Annotated in this window: 24 protein-coding genes, 1 tRNA gene, 2 pseudogenes and 1 other annotated feature; of the genes and pseudogenes, 4 read left to right on the top strand and 23 right to left on the bottom strand. The window is 66.1% G+C overall.

The window, feature by feature from the left end; translation table 11 throughout:
* The 19 genes from ID132_RS12440 to ID132_RS12350 all read right to left on the bottom strand — a co-directional run.
* Positions 1 to 720: IS3 family transposase (locus ID132_RS12440; protein ID WP_193128767.1), on the bottom strand; the 720-nt coding region annotated here is incomplete at its 3' end.
* Positions 622 to 756, bottom strand: a sequence feature (AL1L pseudoknot). Its footprint overlaps the gene before it by 99 nt.
* Positions 717 to 1,028: a transposase gene (locus ID132_RS12435; RefSeq protein ID WP_193128766.1), complete on the bottom strand. Its 312-nt coding sequence runs from the start codon at positions 1,026 to 1,028 to the stop codon at positions 717 to 719. (Overlaps the previous feature by 40 nt.) The genes ID132_RS12440 and ID132_RS12435, both read right to left, overlap by 4 nt.
* Positions 1,029 to 1,234: 206 nt before the next feature.
* Positions 1,235 to 1,621 carry a VOC family protein gene (locus ID132_RS12430; protein ID WP_010534680.1) on the bottom strand — a complete coding sequence of 129 codons (387 nt, stop codon included), beginning with the start codon at positions 1,619 to 1,621 and terminating at the stop codon, positions 1,235 to 1,237.
* A gap of 10 nt (positions 1,622 to 1,631) precedes the next feature.
* Positions 1,632 to 2,429 (bottom strand): helix-turn-helix domain-containing protein, encoded by a 798-nt coding sequence (locus ID132_RS12425; protein ID WP_193128765.1) that lies wholly within the window; start codon positions 2,427 to 2,429, stop codon positions 1,632 to 1,634.
* Positions 2,430 to 2,545: 116 nt separating this feature from the next.
* On the bottom strand, positions 2,546 to 3,031 hold the full coding sequence (gene smpB, locus ID132_RS12420; RefSeq protein ID WP_125106109.1) for an SsrA-binding protein SmpB: 486 nt from the start codon (positions 3,029 to 3,031) through the stop codon (positions 2,546 to 2,548).
* A gap of 82 nt (positions 3,032 to 3,113) precedes the next feature.
* The gene (gene ftsX, locus ID132_RS12415; RefSeq protein ID WP_193128764.1) at positions 3,114 to 4,028 is read right to left on the bottom strand and encodes a permease-like cell division protein FtsX; all 915 of its coding nucleotides are present in this window, start codon (positions 4,026 to 4,028) and stop codon (positions 3,114 to 3,116) included.
* Positions 4,028 to 4,930 (bottom strand): cell division ATP-binding protein FtsE, encoded by a 903-nt coding sequence (ftsE, locus tag ID132_RS12410; protein WP_193128763.1) that lies wholly within the window; start codon positions 4,928 to 4,930, stop codon positions 4,028 to 4,030. Before ftsE ends, ftsX begins: the two co-directional genes overlap by 1 nt.
* A 51-nt stretch (positions 4,931 to 4,981) precedes the next feature.
* Positions 4,982 to 5,092, bottom strand: a complete 111-nt coding sequence (locus tag ID132_RS12405; RefSeq protein ID WP_193128762.1) for a methionine/alanine import family NSS transporter small subunit — start codon at positions 5,090 to 5,092, stop codon at positions 4,982 to 4,984.
* Positions 5,089 to 6,717, bottom strand: a complete 1,629-nt coding sequence (locus tag ID132_RS12400; protein WP_125106113.1) for a sodium-dependent transporter — start codon at positions 6,715 to 6,717, stop codon at positions 5,089 to 5,091. The genes ID132_RS12405 and ID132_RS12400 overlap by 4 nt, the downstream gene beginning before the upstream one ends.
* Before the next feature lie 53 nt (positions 6,718 to 6,770).
* On the bottom strand, positions 6,771 to 7,856 hold the full coding sequence (gene prfB / locus ID132_RS12395; protein WP_193128761.1) for a peptide chain release factor 2: 1,086 nt from the start codon (positions 7,854 to 7,856) through the stop codon (positions 6,771 to 6,773).
* Between the two features lie 32 nt (positions 7,857 to 7,888).
* Entirely contained in the window at positions 7,889 to 8,557 is a 669-nt protein-coding gene (locus ID132_RS12390; protein WP_125106115.1) for a FadR/GntR family transcriptional regulator, read from the bottom strand.
* 8 nt (positions 8,558 to 8,565) lie between these two features.
* Entirely contained in the window at positions 8,566 to 9,702 is a 1,137-nt protein-coding gene (locus tag ID132_RS12385) for an L-talarate/galactarate dehydratase (RefSeq protein ID WP_193128760.1), read from the bottom strand.
* A gap of 106 nt (positions 9,703 to 9,808) precedes the next feature.
* Positions 9,809 to 10,234: a pilus assembly protein TadG-related protein gene (locus ID132_RS12380; protein WP_193128759.1), complete on the bottom strand. Its 426-nt coding sequence runs from the start codon at positions 10,232 to 10,234 to the stop codon at positions 9,809 to 9,811.
* On the bottom strand, positions 10,234 to 10,692 hold the full coding sequence (locus ID132_RS12375) for a TadE/TadG family type IV pilus assembly protein (RefSeq protein WP_193128758.1): 459 nt from the start codon (positions 10,690 to 10,692) through the stop codon (positions 10,234 to 10,236). Before ID132_RS12375 ends, ID132_RS12380 begins: the two co-directional genes overlap by 1 nt.
* The gene (locus ID132_RS12370) at positions 10,676 to 11,053 is read right to left on the bottom strand and encodes a TadE family protein (RefSeq protein ID WP_125106119.1); all 378 of its coding nucleotides are present in this window, start codon (positions 11,051 to 11,053) and stop codon (positions 10,676 to 10,678) included. The genes ID132_RS12375 and ID132_RS12370 overlap by 17 nt, the downstream gene beginning before the upstream one ends.
* The gene (locus ID132_RS12365) at positions 11,022 to 11,222 is read right to left on the bottom strand and encodes a hypothetical protein (RefSeq protein ID WP_125106120.1); all 201 of its coding nucleotides are present in this window, start codon (positions 11,220 to 11,222) and stop codon (positions 11,022 to 11,024) included. The genes ID132_RS12370 and ID132_RS12365 overlap by 32 nt, the downstream gene beginning before the upstream one ends.
* 38 nt (positions 11,223 to 11,260) lie before the next feature.
* Positions 11,261 to 12,205 (bottom strand): type II secretion system F family protein, encoded by a 945-nt coding sequence (locus ID132_RS15020; protein ID WP_125106121.1) that lies wholly within the window; start codon positions 12,203 to 12,205, stop codon positions 11,261 to 11,263.
* Positions 12,202 to 13,068, bottom strand: a complete 867-nt coding sequence (locus tag ID132_RS12355) for a type II secretion system F family protein (RefSeq protein WP_193128757.1) — start codon at positions 13,066 to 13,068, stop codon at positions 12,202 to 12,204. The genes ID132_RS15020 and ID132_RS12355 overlap by 4 nt, the downstream gene beginning before the upstream one ends.
* A complete protein-coding gene (locus ID132_RS12350) occupies positions 13,065 to 14,318 on the bottom strand; it encodes a CpaF family protein (protein ID WP_235988565.1) in 1,254 nt (417 codons plus the stop codon). The genes ID132_RS12355 and ID132_RS12350 overlap by 4 nt, the downstream gene beginning before the upstream one ends.
* A gap of 51 nt (positions 14,319 to 14,369) precedes the next feature.
* Here ID132_RS12350 and ID132_RS12345 point away from each other — a divergent pair, with 51 nt between their 5' ends.
* The 3 genes from ID132_RS12345 (at position 14,370) to ID132_RS12335 (ending at position 15,890) form a co-directional block, all read left to right on the top strand.
* Positions 14,370 to 15,392 carry a nitronate monooxygenase gene (locus ID132_RS12345; protein ID WP_125106124.1) on the top strand — a complete coding sequence of 341 codons (1,023 nt, stop codon included), beginning with the start codon at positions 14,370 to 14,372 and terminating at the stop codon, positions 15,390 to 15,392.
* Between the two features lie 39 nt (positions 15,393 to 15,431).
* Positions 15,432 to 15,513 (top strand) — tRNA-Leu (locus tag ID132_RS12340).
* 164 nt (positions 15,514 to 15,677) lie between these two features.
* Positions 15,678 to 15,890: a thioesterase superfamily protein gene (locus tag ID132_RS12335; RefSeq protein WP_125106125.1), complete on the top strand. Its 213-nt coding sequence runs from the start codon at positions 15,678 to 15,680 to the stop codon at positions 15,888 to 15,890.
* 31 nt (positions 15,891 to 15,921) lie between these two features.
* On the opposite strand, the pseudogene rdgB reads toward ID132_RS12335, so the two are convergent.
* The 3 genes and pseudogenes from rdgB to murI all read right to left on the bottom strand — a co-directional run.
* Positions 15,922 to 16,497 (bottom strand): annotated as a pseudogene (gene rdgB, locus ID132_RS12330) (RdgB/HAM1 family non-canonical purine NTP pyrophosphatase); the annotation flags it as partial.
* 20 nt (positions 16,498 to 16,517) lie between these two features.
* Positions 16,518 to 17,247, bottom strand: a pseudogene (gene rph / locus ID132_RS12325) (ribonuclease PH).
* Positions 17,244 to 18,083 (bottom strand): glutamate racemase, encoded by an 840-nt coding sequence (murI, locus tag ID132_RS12320; protein WP_125106128.1) that lies wholly within the window; start codon positions 18,081 to 18,083, stop codon positions 17,244 to 17,246. Before murI ends, rph begins: the two are co-directional and overlap by 4 nt.
* 91 nt (positions 18,084 to 18,174) lie before the next feature.
* Between murI and ID132_RS12315 the strand changes: the two genes are divergently transcribed.
* A complete protein-coding gene (locus ID132_RS12315) occupies positions 18,175 to 19,527 on the top strand; it encodes a nicotinate phosphoribosyltransferase (RefSeq protein ID WP_211198422.1) in 1,353 nt (450 codons plus the stop codon).
* A gap of 2 nt (positions 19,528 to 19,529) precedes the next feature.
* On the opposite strand, the gene ID132_RS12310 is transcribed toward ID132_RS12315, so the two are convergent.
* The gene (locus ID132_RS12310) at positions 19,530 to 19,817 is read right to left on the bottom strand and encodes a DUF3039 domain-containing protein (protein WP_125106130.1); all 288 of its coding nucleotides are present in this window, start codon (positions 19,815 to 19,817) and stop codon (positions 19,530 to 19,532) included.
* Positions 19,818 to 20,680 lie beyond the last annotated feature (863 nt).

Genomic DNA, 20,680 nt, shown 5'->3' with positions numbered 1-20,680 from the left:
AGAAAGAGACTGACAGTCGTAGCTGTCGCCTCTGGACCCGACTGACGCGACCGCGTCGCACTCCGCGAGCCGTTCCGTGTAGCGAATGGCTCGATATTGCACGCCCCTGTCGCTGTGATGCGTCAGTCCGGCGAGATCGTGCCCTGCTCTCTGGCGTCGCCAGATTCCCATCCGTAACGCGTCGAGCGCGAGATCGGTGTAGAGACGGGTGGAGAGCTGCCAACCGACGATCATGCGCGAGTACACGTCGAGCACGAACGCCGCGTACACCCACCCCGAGAACGTCCTGACGTAGGTGATGTCGGCAACCCAGAGCTCGTTCGGCCGATCAGCGGTGAACTGCCGGTTCACGAGATCCAACGGCCGGCCGGTCTCCGGCGCAGGCTTCGTCGTCCTGGGCCCCTTTACTCGCGAGATCCCGCGGAGTCCGAGCTGCCGCATCAGTCTGCGCACGGTTGATTCCGCGACACGTTCACCCTCACGTCTCAGCGCGGCATGGATCTTCCGCACCCCGTAGACCCCGTAGTTCTCGGCATGGATGCAAGAGATCATCGTGCAAAGTTCCCCATCACGCTGGGCGCGTTCTGATGGCGGCCTGGTCTTTGCTGCGTAGTAGCTGGACGGGGCGATCTGGGCGGGTGTCTCCTCAAGTGCCCGACAGATCGGCTCGACCCCGAACTCGTCGCGATGCGCGTCGATATACGCGGTCTTCTCGGTCATCGTGAGGGGCGGTCGAGCTCCGCCGCGAAGAAAGCCGACGCGCTCTTCAGGATCTGGTTTGCGCGACGCAGTTCGCGCACCTCACGTTCGAGTTCCGCGATGCGCGAGGACTCCTCGGTGGTCGTACCCGGGCGGATGCCTTCATCGATCTCGGCGCGACGCACCCACTTTTGGACTGTCTCCGGGAGGAGATCGAGCTGCTTTGCGATCCTCGTGATCGCACCGTCACGAGTTGCGGGGTTCTGCCGAGCCTCGATCACGAGCCGGACTGCGCGTTCGCGGATCTCCGCGGGATAAGGGACGGGCATGTTGCCGAGGGTTCCTTCCGGATAGGTTCACCCTCCATCAAACACGACACGATTCAGGGACATGACGAGGCCTTCCTGGGGGCATGCGCCGCCCAGGAAGGCCAGTTGCCGCCGCGGGCGGCGAGATTGTGTGGGCCAGGGCTCATTGAGATGTGCACGAACTCGTGAGCCGTGCCACATGACGGTGTCGAGGGGTGTTCCCCGGCTCAGGCTCCCGGGTAGGAGTCGAGGTTCCACCAGTGGCCATCGAAGTCAGCGACACATGCGTTGCGCCCTCCGTGGGGGGCGTCGTTGGGCTCCGTGACGGTGGTCGCGCCGTGTGCCAGGGCTGCGGCGAAGAGGCTGTCCACGTCCTCATCACTGGCGACCACCAGGTTGCAGATCCCCGGCCCGTAATGCGGGTCATCGTCCCGAACAGAGCCGAGCATGATGCCCCCGTTGTCACGCCAGGCAAGTTGCGCATGGGCCACCAAGGTCGCGTCATCAGGATCCCGCACGATCATGGCGGTGGTGAAGCCGATGGCTTGGAGGAAGTCGATGCCTCGATCGGCGTCTGTATAGCGCAGGCAGTGGAACAGCTGTGGTGTCGTCATGGCTCTAGCCTCACGCCGGAAGCATGTCGGTGTCTTGAAGCAATGGGAAATCGTCCTTCGACTGGCGCAGCGTCCATCCAGTCATCGACTTCCATTCCCGGGACAGGTGCGGTTGGTCGCTGTAGCCGGCCATCGCCGCGACGTCCGAGGGCTGGGCGCCACGCTGGACCAAGTCTTTGGCGTGGGTGAAGCGAGCGATGCGCGCCACCTGCTTGGGCGAGAGACCGGTCTCGAGGTCGAACAGGCTTGAGAGCCGCCGTCTGGACAGGCCAACGTCCTGAGCCAGGCCGGAGATGGGGATCGTGCCTCGGGTCCGATGGATCCGCGCGAGTGCCTCGACCAGGTCTGCGCGCGGTGCATGAGGATGCTGCTCCAGCCTCTTGGTGAGGAATGCCGCCAAGAGGTGGAACCGTCGTGGCCACGTTGACTGCCGCAGCTGGTCGAGCAGGTGCCTGGGCCACGAGAGATCATTCACATCAACCATCGAGCCGGCCAGTTCCCCGGCCGGCAGCCCGAGAAGCCGACGGGTCGAGAGCGGGTGGAGCGACAATTCGAGGCCCTGCTGGCGTCCCCTCGACTGGATCAGAGCCGGAGTGGTGTGCAGGCCGGAGACTAGTACGTCACAGAGATGCCGCGCGTCGCCATGAAGCCAGCCACAGTCGATGGGCTCTGCGAGCGACAGCACCACCGTGACGCCCATCGAGGGAACCCCGTGGTGGACGGTGTCGGTACTGGTGAAGTCGTACCCCACCCAGGAAAGGAGATGGGGGCGCAACCCTTGCGGGATAGCTGGCTGCCAAACGGGCATGCACCCACCCTAGGGAAGCCCCGGCCCAGAAACAGTCACTTGTCTGACGACCACTGTGGTGTCGCTACACGACCGCCAGGGCCGTGGCGGCTCNTCAACGTCTCCGGGCAGTACACCTAGCCCTCGCCCACGTAGCCGCGGGATCGCATGGCGCGACGCGCCTCAAGGCTGTCCTGTCGCTCACGGAGCGCCTGCCGCTTGTCGAACTCGCGCTTCCCCTTGGCGACCGCGATCTCAACCTTCGCGCGGCCGTCAACAAAGTACAGCTGCAACGGCACGATCGTGTAGCCGCCCTCGCGGGTCTTGCCGGAGATCTTGCGAATCTCGTCGCGGTGCAGCAGCAGCTTGCGCTTGCGGCGCGGCGCGTGGTTGTTCCACGTGCCCTGGAAGTACTCGGGGATGAAGACCGCCTCGAGCCACATCTCGCCGTTCTCGACGTGCGCGAAGCCGTCGACAAGTGACGCGCGGCCTTGCCGCAGGGCCTTAACCTCGGTGCCGGTCAGCACCATGCCTGCTTCGTAGGTGTCTTCGATGTTGTAGTCGTGCCGCGCCTTGCGGTTCGACGCCACGACCTGACGACCATCGTCTTGCTTCTTCGCCATCGCGTCCTCCTCCGCCGGCTCGTCGCTGTTCCGGGCAAAGTCTTAGTCTAGGGCCTTGCCACGGATGCGATCAACCGGTCCGCTAGACGCGAAGGTAGCGGCGAATCGACATACTCGAGGCGAGCCCCGCCAAGAGGACGCCGATGGCGACGACAACGCCGGCGGAGATCGCCGCCTCCGGCCAAATCGAGACCAGCTGCATCCCCGGCATCCGGGGCTGGAGGTACCCCTGCACGAAGAAGTGCGTGCCCCCGAGCACGGCCGCTGCCGCGAACAGCGAACCGACCAGGCCGGCAAACACACCCTCGAGGATGAACGGCGCTTGAATGAAGCCGTTCGAGGCGCCAACGAGGCGCATGATGCGCAGCTCGCGTCGGCGCGAGAAGGCCGAGAGACGGATGGTCGTGGCCACGAGCAAGACGGCCGCGACGAGCATGACGAGCGCGACCGCGAACGCGGTGATGCTCGCGCCGTTGAGCACGGCGAAGATACCGTCGAGGAACTGCCGCTGGTCGGTCACCGATTCGACGCCGGGCATGCCGGTGATCGATTGGATGACGATGTCGGAGTCCTCGGGGTTGACCATGTTCACCCAGAACGCCTGGTTGAGCTGCTCGGGCGTCACGAACGAGACGAGCGGGTCGTCCTTGAACTGCTCGACGAATCGCCCGTAGGCGTCGTCCTGCGACTCAAAGAAGTACTCGTTCACGTATGGCGACAGCGCGTCTCCCTGGAGTTCCGTCTCGACCGCATCGATCTGATCCTGCGTCGCGACGCCGCCGGTGCAGTTTGGTGACTGTGACTGCTCGGTGCAGAAGTCGACTGCGACCTGCGCCCGGTCGTACCAGTACGTTTTCATACTCTGGATTTGGAACTGCAGCAGGATCGCGGCGCCGACAAAGGTCAGCGAGACGAACGTGACGAGGATCACCGAGATGACCATCGAGGTGTTGCGGCGCAGGCCCTGCCACATCTCGCCCATGATGAAGCCGAACATTAGCGCTCACCCCCATTGCTCGCGGTGCCGTCGATATTGTGCTCGAGTTCTTCGCCATCGTCGTCCTCGGTGAGGCGCGAGGTGGGCGAGTCGATATCGGAGTCGGCGTGGTGGGCGCGCTGGTCTGGTTCTGCGACACGCGCCGCCATCGACTCGGCGATGGTTGGCTTGCGCTTCGTCGCCACCTCGGGCGCCTCGGGCTCTTCGTAAATGACGATCTCGGGGGTGTACACGCCGCCCGCCTCGTCGCGGACGAGCTCACCATCGGCGAGTTCGAGTACCCGCTGACGCTCCTCGTCGACGACTGACACGTCGTGCGTGGCCATCAGCACGGCGGTGCCGTTCTTATTGATTCGCCGGAGCACGCGCATGATCTCGCGCGAGGTCGCCGGGTCGAGGTTACCGGTGGGCTCGTCGGCGAGCAGGATCGCGGGCTTGTTCACCACAGCGCGGGCAATCGCGACGCGCTGCTGCTCACCGCCGGAGAGCTCGTGGGGGAAGCGATCTTCTTTGCCGGCGAGACCAACCGTGTCGAGCACATCCGCCACCGAGCGACGAATGTGGGCACGCGAACGTCCGATCACCTTCTGCGCGTACGCGACGTTCTCGTAGACCGTCTTGTTGACGAGGAGGCGAAAGTCCTGAAAAACCATGCCGACGTTGCGGCGGTAGAAGGGCACCTTGCGGTTGGAGATCTTGCTGAGATCCTGGCCGAGTACGTGCACCTGGCCGTCTGTGGGGTGCTCCTCGAGCAGCACGTGCCGCAGCACGGTGGATTTGCCCGAGCCCGACGGACCGACAAGGAAGACGAATTCGCCTCGGAGAATCTCGAAGGTCACGTCGTCGAGCGCAGCGCCGTGCTGCTCGCGGTAGACCTTGGAGACGTGATCGAATCTAATCATGACGCCCCATACGCTACGGGGCGCCGCGGCGATTAGCCGCGCGACGCGCGGTTAGTCATCACCATCTGTGCTGCGCCGGCGAAGGTTGATGAACGCAGCAACCATCCCTCCCCAGATCACGACAATTGCGACAACCATCATGACGATTGCATCGCCGTTCATGACGTGGCCTCCGTTCCGTTCGTTGCGCTCCGCTCGTCGCGTTCGCGGGCGAGTCGCGCCTCGTAAATCTCGTCAACCTCAGCATCTTCCGCCGCCTCGTCAAAGCCCGTGTCGATGCGTCTCGACCAAGGCAGGGCCGCGAGAATAATCGCGACCACGACGAGCGCGATCACCATGCCCCAGCCGAACACCGCGACGAACTCGGGCGGGTACCCGCCGTAGACACTCGAGAGGTCCTTCGTGAGCTGCGTGTAGAGCATGTAGGCGAGCGCGAGCGGCACGATCGCGCCCACGAAGAGAATCCAGACCCAGTTGGCAGGGATGCTCGAGAGCTTGGACAGGTGGCGCGAGAACAGTGGCAACTTGCCGCAGATCCAGCCAACGCAGATGATCGCCACCAACGCGGCGGCGAGGATGCCGTACTGGTTGACGAACGCGTCGAACACGTCGAGGAAGTACAGGCCGGCGGTCGTCGGGAACAGCAGCAGCGAGATGATCGCCATCGGCACGATAACCACGAGCGAGGCGACCTGGCGGGTGAGCCCGAGCTTATCGCGCACGCCGGCGACGACGACTTCGATGATCGACACCATCGACGTGAACCCGGCAAACACGAGCGAGCCGAAGAAGAGCACGCCGATGAGTGCACCAAGCGGCGCCTGCGAAATAATCGTTGGGAACGCCACGAATGCGAGGCCGATGCCCGAGGTCGCCGTCTCATCCACTGTGGTGCCGGCAGCCTGAGCCATGAAGCCGAGCGCCGCAAACACGCCGATGCCCGCGAGGATCTCGAACGCCGAGTTCGAAAAGCCCACGACAAGGCCCGATCCGGTGAGGTCGGACTTGCGCTTGAGGTAGGACGCGTAGGTAATCATGATGCCGAAACCGACCGAGAGCGAGAAGAAGATCTGGCCCACAGCCGCGGCCCACACCTCGCCGCGCCCGAGCGCCGACCAATCTGGTGTGAACAACGCGTTGAGGCCGTCCATCGCGCCGGGGAGGAAGAGGGCCTGCACCACCATGATCACAAACATGATCACAAGCAGCGGCATGAAGATGAGGTTGGCGCCGGCGATGCCCTTGTTCACCCCGAGGAAGATGACGATGAAGGTCACGACCCACACCATGAGCTCTGGCCAGAAGATGTGGCCGACGAACTCGCCGGTGAATGCGACCGTGTCGCTCATCTGCAAGAAGTCGTTAAAGAAGAAGCCGTTCGCGTCGTCGCCCCACGCGCCGGTGATCGAGTAGATCATGAACATCGCGGCCCAGGCCACGATGACCGCGTAGTAGAGCCCGATGATGAAGCAGATGAGCACCTGCCACCAACCGATAGTCTCGAGCCAGCGCGAGATGCGGGCCATCGACAGCGGCGCTGAGCCGCCGTAGCGGTGCCCGATCACGTAGTCAAAGAAGAGCAGCGGGATGCCCGCGCAGACCACCGCGATGACGTACGGCACGATGAAGGCGCCGCCACCGTTCTCGTAGGCGACGTACGGGAACCGCCAGATGTTGCCGAGCCCAACGGCCGAGCCGATGGCCGCGAGGATGAACATATTGCGCGAGCCGAAGAACTCACGCTTCTGGCGTGGCTGCGGTGTGCCTACTTCGTGGGACACGGTCATGCTCCTTTGCAGTGGCCGGCTGGCTCCTTCGAGAAACCCCGTTCGCGCCGATGCTACATGGATTCCGACTGGGTCGTCTTGCGCCAGCGAATGCCCGACGAGATGAACTCATCGAGATCGCCGCCGAACACGCGATCGGGATTGCCCGACTCGTGACCGCTGCGGAGGTCCTTCACCATCTTGTAGGGGGCGAGCACGTACGAGCGCATCTGATCGCCCCAGCTCGCGGTGATGTTGCCCGCGAGTTCCTTCTTCTTCGCCTCTTCCTCTTCGCGGCGCTGCAGCAGCAGGCGCGACTGGAGCACGCGCATCGCGGCGGCCCGGTTCTGAATCTGCGACTTCTCGTTCTGGCAGCTCACGACGATGCCCGTCGGCAGGTGCGTGANCTGGCCGCCGGGGCCCGACGACCGGAACACGTCGACGCGAATGTCGTTGTCGGGAATGTCGATGTGGTCCGCCTGCTCGATCAGCGGCACGACCTCGACCGCGGCGAAGCTCGTCTCGCGCGAGCCGGCCGAATTGAACGGGCTCATCCGCACAAGGCGGTGCGTGCCCGCCTCGACCGAGAGGGTGCCGAAGGCGTACGGTTCGTCAACCTCAAACGTGGCCGACTTCACGCCGGCCTGCTCGGCGTACGAGGTGTCGAGCACGTTGACCCGATAGTCGTGCTGCTCAGCCCAGCGCGTGTACATGCGCAGCAGCATCTCGGCAAAGTCCGCGGCGTCGACGCCGCCGGCGCCGGCGCGAATCGTGATAACGGCGGGGCGAGGGTCGAACTCACCGTCGAGCAGCGTCTGCACCTCGAGGTCACCGATCACCTTCGTGACCGCTTCGAGCTCCTGCTTCGCCTCGGCCGCGGTCGCCTCGTCGTCGCCCTCGTTGGCAAGTTCGATGAGCACTTCGAGGTCGTCGAGGCGCGCCTCAATGCTCTGGATGCGCTTGAGGTCGGCCTGCGCGTGCGACAAGTCGCTCGTGACCCGCTGCGCATTCTCGACGTCGTCCCACAGGTCGGGGGCCGAGGCAACGGCCTCAAGCTCTTGCGCCCGAGCGGCGAGCGCCTCCGGGTTGAGCACCTCGGTGATCGAGGCAAACGTCGACCGCAAGTCAGCGATCTCGGCGGAAAAGTCGAGATTGATCATGATCCCTCCAGCCTACTCGTGCGCGGTCGGGGTCAGGCGTCGTGTTCGCGGCGCGCGACCGAGGCAAGTAAGTGTGCCCGCATGGCCGCGTTCGCTCCCACCGCATCCTGCGCCTCGATCGCGGTGAGCACCGCGCCGTGTTCGGCGAGCATCGCCGCGGTGGCGGCACGGTGCGAATCCGTCAGGCGAGCCGGGGGCAGCACGATCGCGCGGGGCCCGAGCCGGTCGGTCGCTTCGAGCAGGAAGCGGTTGGCCCCGGCTTCGGCAACGGCCCGGTGAAAGGCGACGTCGGCCTCGACGGTGTCTGCGGGGCGGCTCGCGTCGGCGAGTCGTTCGAGCGCGCGAGCGATCGCCGCGAGCTGCCGCGCTGACGCCCGTCGCGCGGCGAGGGCTGCCGATTCGGCCTCAAGGGCGATACGGAACTCGTGCAGTTCTGCACGCTCCTCCGACCCGGATGCGGTGAGCCAGTCGGCATCGTCCGCCCGGGGCGCAGGTGGGGCCAGGGCGTAACTCCCCGACCCCACCTTGGTGTGCACGAGGCCCCGAGATTGCAGCCGGTGAACCGCCTCGCGAATCACCGTGCGGCTTGCGCCGTAGGCCTCCGTGAGGCGCTGCTCGCTCGGCAGCCGCTCCCCCGGCGCGATTTCGCCCGCAACGATTCTTGCGGCGAGGTCGTCGGCAATCTCTTCGGCTCGCGTCATGCGATTAGCTAACCACGCTCGGTGACCGTGACCGACTCGGTCACCCACGCGCGAGCCTGGTCGCTGAAGGTGATGCCGAGGCCCGGGCGCTCAGGCACGAACATGCGGCCGTCACGGGTCTCGAGGCGCTCCTCGAACAGCGGGTCGAGCCAGTCGAAGTGCTCGACCCAAGTCTCGCGGGGGTAGCACGCGGCGAGGTGCACGTGGATCTCCATCGCAAAGTGCGGTGCGATGTCGAGGCCCGCCTCGTCGGCAAGGGCGAGGATGCGCAGGAAGTTGGTGATGCCGCCGACTCGCGGGGCATCGGGCTGCAGCGTGTCGCAGCCGCGCGCTGCGATGAGCTGCTTGTGGTCGCCGACCGAGGCGAGCATCTCACCGGTGGCGATCGGCGTGACGAGGGCGCGAGCAAGCTCGGCGTGGCCCTCGAAGTCGTAGGCGTCAAGCGGCTCCTCGATCCACACGAGGTTGTACTCCTCGAGCTGGCGGCCGAGGCGCATCGCCGTTGCGCGGTCCCACTGCTGGTTCGCGTCGACCATCATCGGCACGTTGGGGCCGACGTGCTCGCGCACGCGACGCACGCGCTCCATGTCCTCCTTGCGGTCGGGCAGGCCAACCTTGATCTTGATGCCGCCGATGCCGGCCTCGAGCGACTTCGACGCGTTCTCGACGACCTCGTCGATGGGCGAGCTCAGGAAGCCGCCGAAGGTGTTGTAGGTGCGCACCGAGTCGCGGTGGCTGCCGAGCAGCTTTGCGAGGGGCAGGTTTGCGCGCCGCGCCTTGAGGTCATAGAGCGCGATGTCGATCGCGGCGAGCGCCTGTGTCGCGACGCCGGCACGACCAACGGATGCGCCGGCCCAGAGCAGCTTGGTATAGAGCTTCTCGATGTCGTTCGGGTCTTCGCCGATGACGGTCGAGGCAACTTCCTTCGCGTGAGCGTACTGGGCGGGGCCGCCTGCGCGCTTCGAGTAGCTGAAGCCGTGGCCGTTGAAGCCCTGCGCGGTCTCGATTTCAGCGATAAGAAAGATGACCTCGGTCATCGGCTTCTGCCGGCCGGTGAGAACCTTCGCATCGGAAATCGGGCGTGCGAGGGGCAGTCGCAGCGTCGAGAGGGTGATCGAGGAGATGGTGTCGGGCGTGTATGTCATGGTTCCTTCACCTTTGAGGTGACCTGTCGGATCACACCCAAAGCTATCAGACAGGTTTGCGATCAGTCATACAGATTCGGCATCTATCCCAGATTGATCGTGCGAGCTACCGGAGTTCGGATACTGCGGTCGCCGTCACCGTCACCTCGATGGTCGCCGGCACGACGTCGTTGACGATCGGCGCGTACCAGGTACCGGTCACGGTGATCGCGACCGTGTCGCCGCTCACGTGCACTTGCGTGACCCGCGCATCCTCGGGTCCATAGCGGGCAACGTAGTCGGCCGCTCGCTCACGGACCTGCTCGGGATCCAGTTGCACCCGCACGCCGTCGACGTCGAGGTGGACGGAGTCGAGGTCGTAGGACTGCGCAGCGGCGAGCGCGGCCGCATCCGCGAGCTCGAGCAGCTGCTTGCGCTCGAGGTAGAGGCTGCCAGCGGCCGCGATGACGAGCGCGACGAGGAGCGCCACGACAACATAGACGATCGCGAGCGGTGTGATCGAACCGCGGTCTTCGGCGGCGTTTCGGTGCATCACTCCCCCGTCGCGAATCGCTGTTGCGGAAATGTGCTGCTCGCCTCCACGGGGATGCTGAGCCAGTCACTCGTGCCGAACATCAGTGGCAATTCGAGTTCGTAGCGCACGGTGACAGTCAGTGTCTCGCCCGCCACCGTGCAGTCCGGGGTTGGCGCACAGCGCACGTCGACCGACGCGAGTTCCGGGTCGAGCCCATGATTCTCAAGGGCGATCGTAATGTGGTGATTCGCGAGGCTGAGTTGGTCGATGCCGTCGGCCGCCAGGACGCGCGCCGCGTTCCTCGCGCCAAGTTCGCTACCGAGCACGGCCTGTTCCGCCTGCCCAAGCGTGAGGGTGCCGTAGGCGACGGGCACGAGCAGTAACACACCGACGCCGAGAAACTCGAGGCTTGCCGAGCCCCGTTCGTCGCCGAGCCGCTGGCCGAGTCGCTGGACGAGGTCATTCCATCGGTGCATGGGCGACGACCTCCATTCCGTCCGGGAATCCGAGCAGTCCGATGAACGGCAGCGGTGCGGTGACTCGCACTTCAATGAGCCCGCCGGTCTGCGAGACGACAATGTCTTCCGCGTACGCCGCCGAAAGCGCGGTCGTGACGAGGTATTCGGTGCGCTCGGCCCCGGCCGCGGGCGAGCCCTCTCGCAGCCCCGCGACCCGCGCACCTTCGGCCGCCGCGTCGATGATCGTCGTGCGCACGTGCATGAAGAACGCCAACTGCAAGACGGTGAGGAAGAGCAGCGTCAGTATCCCGGCGACGAGCGACCACTCGGCCGGTGCCGCGCCCCGGTCAGAAGTTACTCGTGACGCGATTGACCGCATCTTCGAATACCTGGGTCAGGAGCGGACCAGCGAGGGCCCAGATCAGCACGACCAGCCCCGCGCTCATGATGGCGATGAGGATCCAGCCGGGTACGTCGCCGCGTTCTTCGTCGCGGGTTCGCGCGCTCACGGAGATCAGGGTGGTCTGGAGCCAGAGGAGGAGTTGCACGGGGTTCCTTTCGATGCGGTGGAGCGTGTCGGGTGGCGTTAGAAGGAGGTGGAGATGATGAAGAACGACGGATACAGCGCGAAGAGCACCGTGACGGGGAGGATCAACATGACGAGCGGCACCATCATGCGGAGCTCGTTGCGGCCCGCGACCTCGAGCAACTCGCGCTTGCCAAGGTCACGCGCGTCGCTCGCCTGGGCTTGCAGCACCTCGACAAGTGGTGCGCCGCGCTCCATCGCCGTGAGCAGGTGGTCACAGGTGCGGGCAAGCGGGACGTAGCCGAGGTCTCGGCCGAGTTCCCGAAGCGACGGGCCGAGTGCGGCGCCGGCACGAACCCGGCGCACCACACCCGCAAACTCGCGCCCGAGCTCACTGTTACCGAGCGCGCTCACCCGCACGAGCGAGTCGAAGATTCCCTCGCCGGCGGCGAGCGACAGGCTCATGAACTCGAGCACGGTCGGATACTCACTTGCGATTCGGCGGATGCGGGCGCTCGCCGCGTGTCGCAGCAGCAGTTCGCGGACCGCGACCGCAATCACCCCGCCCAGGAGTGGCATCACGATGATGACGAGCGCCTGGTTGGCCGCGCTTCGGAGGCTTGCCAGGGCGAACACCAGACCGAGCACGATTCCGACGAGTGCCCAGACTGCCTGCTGGGTGCGAAATCGCTCGACGCTCGTCGTCTGGCCCGCCTGGCGCAGTCGCATGGCAACGAGGTCGTTGCCGCCGATGACCTCGCCGAGGATGCGACGTAACCACGCGATGAGCGGCGAAAGCAGTTGCCCAAGGATTGGGAGCGGGTCGATGACTCGGCGCAGAGCGTGCTCGCGCGCCGCTGGTGCGATGTCGACGAGATGCGGTGCGACGCGGTCGATCAGCCGGGGGCGACGCAGCTGCGGCAGCGTGGCGACCACCGACCAGAGACCAAGCCCAAGTACCGTGCCGAGTAGCAGGGCGAGCGCAAGCGGCTGCGACGTGATCACGCGAACCACCGTCCCTCATCCGGGATACGGCCCAGAGCGATCATGAGGCGGTACGCCAGCACCGTGATGCCGAGCCCGAGCAGAATCACGATGAAGCCGACGGGGGTGTTGTAGGCCGCCGCGGCCTCGGGCCGACTCACGAGCAGCAGGAGTACGAGCCACGGCGCGACCGCGCCCAAGCGAGCGGCGTTCACCACCCATCCCTGCCGTGCTTCTGCCTCGTGTCGCACGGCCTGGGCTTCGCGCAGGTGTTCCGAGAACGCGCGCAGCACCGGCACGAGCTGGGTGCCGCCGACGTCGCGCGCCATGCGCAGTGTTTCGAGCAGACGGTCGCCCACCGGGTCGGCAAGCCGCTCCTTGACTTCGTCGACCGCGGTCGCGAACGAACCCGTTGCGCGGTAGCGACGCACAAACTGCTCAAAGTCGTCGCGCAGTGTCTCTGGTCCCTTAGTCGCGAGCTGAGCCACTGCATCGGGCAGGCCGAGGCCGCTGCGGATCGACGCGATGAGATGGTCGACCGCGTCTGGCCAGGCGCCCCGATGTGCTTCCCGGCGTTTTGTCGCCCGCATGCGGATCGCAAGAATCGGAAGCCAGCAGCCTGCGACCGCGCCGAGCACCCCGAGGGCGATCACGCCACTCAGAGCCAGTGCGATTGCGGCGGTCGCGATGCCACACACGGCGACAAGCGCGATGAACGCGAGGGCCGGAAACTTCGGCAGGCCAGCGCGCAGCAGCGCATCTTCCACGAAGCCGAGTCGTGAGTGCGCCACGAGCTCGTCGTCGTGCTCGCGCGGCCAGATCCAGGTTGACAGACACAGGGCGACGCCGAGCGCCGCGACGATCGCGATCAGCCAGGCCGTCACGAGACTGCCCCGATGAGTTGCGTGCCGTCAAGGCCGTGGCGACGGAGCTTCTCGTCGCGCTGCAGTGTCATGCCAGTGGCGACAAGCTCCTCGCGCTCACGGCGGAATAGCGTCGTGGCTTCGATGACCCCGGCATTCACCGCGCCCGTGGGGGCGAGGATCTCGGCGACACGGCGCCCGCCGGTTGGCGTGTGCTCGAGATGCACCACGAGGTCGATCGTCGAGGCGATGGTCGGCACGACGAAGCTCGCGTCGATATTGCGGCCCGCGAGGAGGGGTAGCGTCGCAAGCTTGACGAGGGCATCGCGGGCGGAGTTCGCGTGGATGGTGCACATGCCCGGGACGCCCGAGTTCAGCGCCACGAGCAACTCGAGTGCCTCGGCCTCACGCACCTCGCCCACCACGAGCCGATCGGGCCGCATGCGGAGCGCCTCTTTCACGAGTCGTCGGAGCGTGATTTCGCCGCTGCCCTCGAGCGAGGGCGGTCGACACTGGAGCGCGACGACGTCGCGCGTGACCACATCAAGCTCGAAGGTCTCTTCAACCGTGATGACGCGGTCACTCGCTTCGCCCGCCGCCAGCAACGCGCCCACCATCGTGGTCTTGCCGGTGTGTGTGGCGCCGGACACGAGAATGTTGAGCCCGCAGCGCACGGCCCCACGCAGGAGCCTGGCTGCCTGCGGCGTGAGCGAGTCCCGCTCAACGAGCGCCTGCAGGTCGCGGATGCGGCGGATGAATTTGCGGATGTTGATGGCCGGGTGTCGTCGAGCGATCTCGGGAATCGCGACGTGCAGTCGGCTGCCATCGGGCAGCGAGGCGTCGACAAACGGGCTGCTCAAGTCGAGTCGGCGACCGGTCGACCGCAGCATCCGCTCGACGAGATCGCGCAACTCGTTCTCGCTGATGACAGTGTTTGTCAGCTCTGAGCGGCCGTTCTTGGCGACAAAGATGCGGCTCGGCGCGTTCACCCAGATCTCTTCTATCTCAGGGTCGTCGAGGTAGGGCTGCAGCGCTCCGAAGCCAGTGACGTTTGCGAGCACGTCGCGCACGGTCGCGTGCTCGTCATGCAAGAGGCGCGCTTCTTCGCCCGTGGCGCGCTCGCCGTAGGCCCGGACTTCAGCCCGCACGAGTTCGCTCGCCTGCTTCGACCCGGGGGCGAGTTCGATGCCCTCGCGTTCGACACGGTCGCGGACCCGATCGGCAATGGCGCTCACGGCAATGTTCACGAGAGCATCATGACGAAATCGCAAGAACCATGTTCGAGTTATCCACAGGTCGGCCCAAATGCATAGACTGGCCAGGTGATTGACTTGCATGCTCGCCGGCTGCCCGTCGTTCAGGCGCCGATGGCAGGAGGCCCCACCACGCCGGAACTCGTTGCCGCCGTGAGTAACTTCGGGGCTCTCGGAACCCTGGCAGGTGGCTACCTCTCGGCCGAGGCGTTCGCCGAGAAACTGGCCGCGACCCGCGCCCTCACCGCTGAGCCATTCGCGGTCAACCTATTCGTCCCCGAGTCGACTCCGGCCGACGTCGCTGCGGCTGAACGCTACCGAGAGCGGCTCATCCCCCTCGCCGAACGTCTCGGTGTCGAGGTGCCCGAGGTGTGTGACCCGGGCGACGACGCGTTCTTCGAAAAGATCGAAGCCCTCGAGGCGTCTCCCGTCCCGCTCGTCACGTTCACGTTCGGGATGCCCGATCTCCAGGTCGTGAAGCGGCTCCGCGCCGTGGGCACGGCCATCGGCGTCACGATCGCGAGTGTCGAGGACGCCGTGATGGCGTTTGAGACCGGGCCTGAAGTCCTGATCGTGCAGGGCCCCGCAGCAGGTGGCCACCGCGCGAACTTCGATCAGTCCACGATCCCCGACTCGCTCTCGCTCGACCAGTTGCTTGCGCGCATCCTGCCCCTCGCACGCGTGGCCCGCGCCAGCATCATCGCAACCGGCGGCATCGACACACCCGAGCGCGCCCGGAGCCTCCTCGACGCCGGTGCGGATGCGGTGGCCCTCGGCACTGCCTTCCTCACCGTGCAGGAGGCGGGCACGCGCCCGCCTCACCGGGAGGCGCTGCTCGCCGGAACTCGCGAGACCGTCGTGACACGCGCCTACTCCGGCCGCAACGCTCGCGGCCTCCGGAATCGCTTCATAGATGAGTTCGATCTCGTCGCACCAGCGAGCTATCCGATCGTGCATTTCCTGACCAAGCCGATTCGTGATGCCTCAAGCGACAGCCCCGAGTACCTCAACCTGTGGGCGGGCGAGAACTACCGCAGTTGCCGCGACGAGACCACCGAGGAGCTCCTCGCCCGCTTCAGCGAAGCGCTGTGACACCGCCACTCCCCAGAAACCCTTAAGATGGGGAGTCGCGCGGGAGTGGTGAAATTGGCAGACACGCAGGATTTAGGTTCCTGTGCTTTCGAGCGTGCGGGTTCAAGTCCCGCCTTCCGCACTTGAGGCCACGGCCCGACTCCCCCAGCAATTTGCCGGGCAGTCGCGCCGTCGCTGTTTCCGCCGCCAGCCCAGTCCCATCGTGGACGCCGCTGATCGCAGTTGACGTGCGTTCGATACGTCAGCCACCACGAGCGCTCGGTTGTGCCACCCACACGAACGACCTTGCCGGCAGGCGTCGCCAACACCTCCATCGAGATCACGGTGATGTACCCGCGTCCAGTCACGTCGACGAGCGGTCCGCTCCTCGGCGTTGGCCCCGTCACAATGCCCGGCCACCGCGTCGTCTTCGCCGACCGCGAGGTGCTCGGCGACCAGGCCAAGGTCGTCGCTCCGGCGTCGAGCATCCTTCTCGTCTTCCCGCTCACCGAGGCCTAAGCGTCAGCCCACCAGCGCACAGGGCAGGCGACTACGCCTCGCTCAGCAGGCGCTGCAGCTCGGGCGCAATCGCCTCGAAGGCCCGTCGGCGGTGACTCATGCTGTCCTTACGCTCCGCCGACATCTCGGCGGCCGACTCCGTCTCGCCCTCGGGCAGAAACACCGGGTCGTAGCCGAAGCCACCCGCGCCGCGCACCTCGCGCACGATCTGGCCCGGCCACTCTCCGCGCACCGTGAACTCAGTGCCGTCGGGTAGTGCAACCGCGGCGACCGCCACGAACTGTGCCGCGCGGGCCGAATCGGGTACATCGCTCAGCTGCCAGAGCAGCAGGTCGACATTGTCGGCATCCGAGCGGTCGGGCCCCGACCACCGCGCCGAGAAGATCCCGGGCATACCGCCGAGCACCTCGACGCAGATACCCGAGTCGTCAGCAATCGCAGGAAGACCGGTTGACTGTGCCGCCGCGCGGGCCTTAATCAGCGCGTTCTCTTCGAACGTGAGGCCCGACTCAACGGGGGCCTCGCCGTCGTACGACAGCAGTTCAAGCTCGGGCAGCTGAGCGCCAAGGATGCGCTGCAGCTCCGCGAGCTTGTGGGCGTTCTTCGATGCGAGGACGGCCCGCTGCGTCATCGCGCGAGCACCTCGGACTGGATGCGGGCAAGGTCGGCGTTGCCCTTGATCGCCAGGGCAAGCAGCGCATTGAGCTCGGTCCCATCGAACGGCGCCTTCTCGGCCGTGCCCTGCACCTCGATGAACTTGCNCGGTGCCGGTCATCACGACGTTCATGTCGGTCTCGGCGCGAACATCTTCTTCGTAGGGCAAGTCGAGCATCGGCGTGCCGTCGATGATGCCCACCGAGATTGCCGAGACGGATGCGGCGAGCACCTCGGCCTTGCGCGGGATGTGCTTCTGTGTGCGGGCCCAGTCCACGGCATCCGAGAGGGCCACGAACGCGCCGGTGATGGCCGCGGTTCGCGTGCCGCCGTCGGCCTGCAGCACATCGCAGTCGAGCACGATCGTGTTCTCGCCGAGCGCCTCCATGTCGATCGCGGCGCGCAGCGAGCGGCCGATCAGACGCGAGATCTCGTGGGTGCGGCCGCCGATCTTGCCCTTCACCGACTCGCGCTGCGAACGCTCGTTCGTGGCGCGGGGCAGCATCGAATACTCGGCCGTTACCCAGCCGGTGCCCTTGCCCGTGAGCCAGCGCGGCACACCCGGCGTGAACGACGCCGTGCAGAGCACGCGCGTGCGGCCGAACGAGATCAGGGCCGACCCCTCGGCTTGCTCACTCCAGCCCCGCTGGATCGAGACTTCGCGAAGCTCGTCAACGGCGCGACCATCAGCACGAGTGGTCATGAGTTCTCCTTCTGAGTGTGGCCGGCGAGGTCAATTACGCCGGTGGGGTGATGTTCAACTCTCGACACCTCGCCGCCGAGGATGCGGCTCGCGAGGGTGACAAAGGCAGCGGTATTTTCGCCCGTTGCCCGGTATTCATATGTGGGTTCGGTGGTGCCGTCGTGCAACAAGCCGCGCGTGAGCAGCGTGCGATAGACATCCTTCGCCGTCTCGACATCGCTCGACACCAGCCGCACGTCGCCGCCCATGACATAGCCGAGCACACCCTGCAGCAGCGGGTAATGGGTACACCCGAGTACGAGCGTGTCGATTTGCTGCTGCTGCAGCGGCGCGAGGTATTCGCGGGCAATCGCGATGAGCTCTTCGCTCGTCGTATCGCCGGCCTCGACATGCTCAACGAACGCCGGGCACGCCTGCGAAAACAGTTGCACGTTGACGGCGGCAGCAAACGCGTCGTTGTAGGCGCGCGAACTGATCGTCGCGTGCGTGCCAATCACGCCGACTCGGCCCGAACGAGTGGCGCTCACCGCCGCGCGCACAGCCGGCGCGATGACCTCAATCACCGGCACCGAATAGCGCTCGCGGGCATCGCGCAAAACAGCCGCGGAGGCCGAATTGCAGGCGATCACGAGCATCTTCACGCCCTCATCGACTAACTGATCGAGGATCTCGAGCGAGAACTTGCGGATCTCGGCGATCGGCCGCGGACCGTAGGGCGTGTGCTCGGTGTCGCCGATGTACACGATCGACTCGTGCGGCAGTTGGGCGCGCACTTCGCGTGCAACCGTGAGACCCCCGACTCCGGAGTCGAAAATGCCAATCGGTGCGTTACTCACAACCGGCAATCGTACCCGGCTGGCGATCGCAATGCCTGCGGATGCGACCAGGTACAGCGGCGGCACTCCCCCGATTCGTTACTCTGTGCCTATGTCGAACCCCGAAGCACGCCCGGCACTGCCCTCAGCGACGTCGCTCCTCACCGACCACTACGAACTCACGATGGTGGAAGCCGCCCTGCAGGACGCCACGGCCGATCGTGAGTGCATGTTCGAGCTCTTCGCACGACGCCTGCCAAACGACCGGCGCTACGGCGTCGTCGTGGGCTTCGGGCGCGCGATCGAGTTGCTCGAACGATTCCGGTTCCAGGATGCGGAGCTCGAGTTTCTGCGCGACACGAACGTCGTTTCTGCGCAGACGCTCGATTGGCTCGCGAACTACCGATTCTCGGGCTCGATTCGCGGCTACCGCGAGGGTGAGGTCTACTTCCCGCAGTCACCGCTGCTCGAGGTGCATGCGACGTTTGCCGAGGGTGTGATCCTCGAGACCCTCCTGCTCAGCGTCTTCAACTACGACTCCGCTGTCGCGTCGGCCGCCGCCCGCATGGTTTCGGCTGCCGAGGGTCGGCCGCTCGCTGAGATGGGCTCGCGCCGCACCGGCGAACGCAGCGCCGTCGCTGCCGCGCGTGCCGCGTACATTGCAGGATTCTCGGCCACCTCGAACCTCGAGGCGGGCCGCAGCTGGGGTGTTCCCACGATGGGGACCGCGGCGCACTCCTGGACGCTCCTGCACGAGTCGGAGCGCGCGGCCTTCCAAGCCCAGGTGGATGCGCTCGGCGTCGGCACGACGCTGCTGGTCGACACCTACGACGTCACCGAGGGCGTTCGCCTCGCGGTCGAGGTCGCAGGCACCGACCTCGGCGGAGTGCGCCTCGACTCCGGCGACCTCCCGGTGCTCGTGCGGGAGGTGCGCGAGCAGCTCGATGATCTCGGCGCCGTGAACACGAAGATCACCGTGACAAACGACCTCGACGAGTACACCCTCGCGGGCCTCGCCGCGGCGCCCGTCGACTCCTACGGCGTGGGTACAAGCGTCGTCACCGGCTCCGGTTCGGTCGCCTCCGGCATGGTCTATAAGCTCGTGGCCCGCAAGAACGAGGCCGATGAGTGGGTTTCGGTCGCGAAGGCCTCACCCGGGAAGAAATCGGTGGGTGGCGTGAAGTTCCCGCTGCGCCGTCGTGAAAACGGCGTCGCGACAGGTGAGCTCATCTCGCTCGGTGGTGCGCCGATCGGCGACCATGACGACCGCCCGCTCTATGTCGACTACGTCGTCAACGGCGAACTCGACCGCCAATGGCTTGGTGCCGCCGGCGTTGCCGCGGCCCGCGAGCACTGCGCTGCGGCGCTCGCCGAGCTGCCTCGGACCGCGCGCCGGCTCGGAAAGGGAGAACCCGCCCTCGCGACGTTCTACGTCGACGAGGACGGGATCACGACACGGGCCTAGGCCTATTCGCCGCGCATCCGCTCATAGATGCGCTTGCAGTCAGGACAGATCGGGAACCGGTCGGGGTTGGAATTCGGCAGCCACTTCTTGCCGCAGAGCGCCCGAACCGGCTTGCCCGTCACGGCCGACTCGACAATCTTCTCTTTGCGCACGTAGTGCGCAAACTTGTCGTGGTCGCCGTCGTCGTACTGCTCATCTTCGATGAGCTGTTCGAGTTCGCGGTCGAGCACATCCGTGCTGCCGCCCGACCCAATCGAGCCGGGATCTTCGGTACGTGCGAATCCAGTCATGCCCCAAGACTACTCGCGGCCTCGAGCCTCAGTCGATGAGGGTGGCGCGGTTGAGTAGGTGGGTTCGCCGAGCGGTGAAGACCTGGCCGCCGATGAGAATGCCAGCCACGCACGCGAGCACACCGGTGCCGAGCGCGACGCNCGACCGCGAGCAGCGCATCCGACCAATCATCCGACAGTAGGGCGAGCACGCTGAGCCAAATCGCGGGTGCGCAGATCGCGAGTTCGACGAGCAGGCTGATGCCGTGGACGGCGAACGAGCCACCCCACGTTGAGACCGGCTGTGACCATGGCGACTCGCCGGGTCGCGCCACCGGGTACGGCGACACCGCCGACATGATCGACGAGCCGCCGACCCCGGTGCCGAGCAGCGCCAGTGACACCGAAGCAACGAGGACGGCCCGGAGCGCGTCGTCGGTAACCCAGAGCACGAGCGCCGAGCCCGCGAAGATGAGCACCACACCCGTAATGAGCGTGGGAATTGCGCGGCCGAGGCGGTCGGCGCGGCCCGGCAGCCCACCCGTGACGTGGAGCCACAGGGCGGTCGAGTCGTAAGCGATGTCGTTGTGCAGGGCCCAGCCAAACAGCAGCGCAAAGATCGGCACGGGCAGCAGCACGAGCTCGGCCGCGCCGACACCGGCGATCCACAACGGGATCACGAGCAGCGGCGGCAAGATCGCGATGGTGATGAGCGTCAGCCGGTAGCGGCCGTCACGCAACCACGCGAGCCAGGTGCGGGCCGCGATCGACCAGGTCGCAGACCCCGGTGCTGAAGCGAAGATGCCCAGGTTGACGCGGCCGCCGCTGCCCCGCACATACATTGCGCGTTGCGCGTCGCGGCGCGAAAGCAGCCATTCGAGCAC

This window comes from Gulosibacter sediminis, from assembly GCF_014904065.1.
Taxonomy (GTDB): domain Bacteria; phylum Actinomycetota; class Actinomycetes; order Actinomycetales; family Microbacteriaceae; genus Gulosibacter; species Gulosibacter sediminis.
This window is presented reverse-complemented; position numbering and strand designations above follow the sequence as displayed.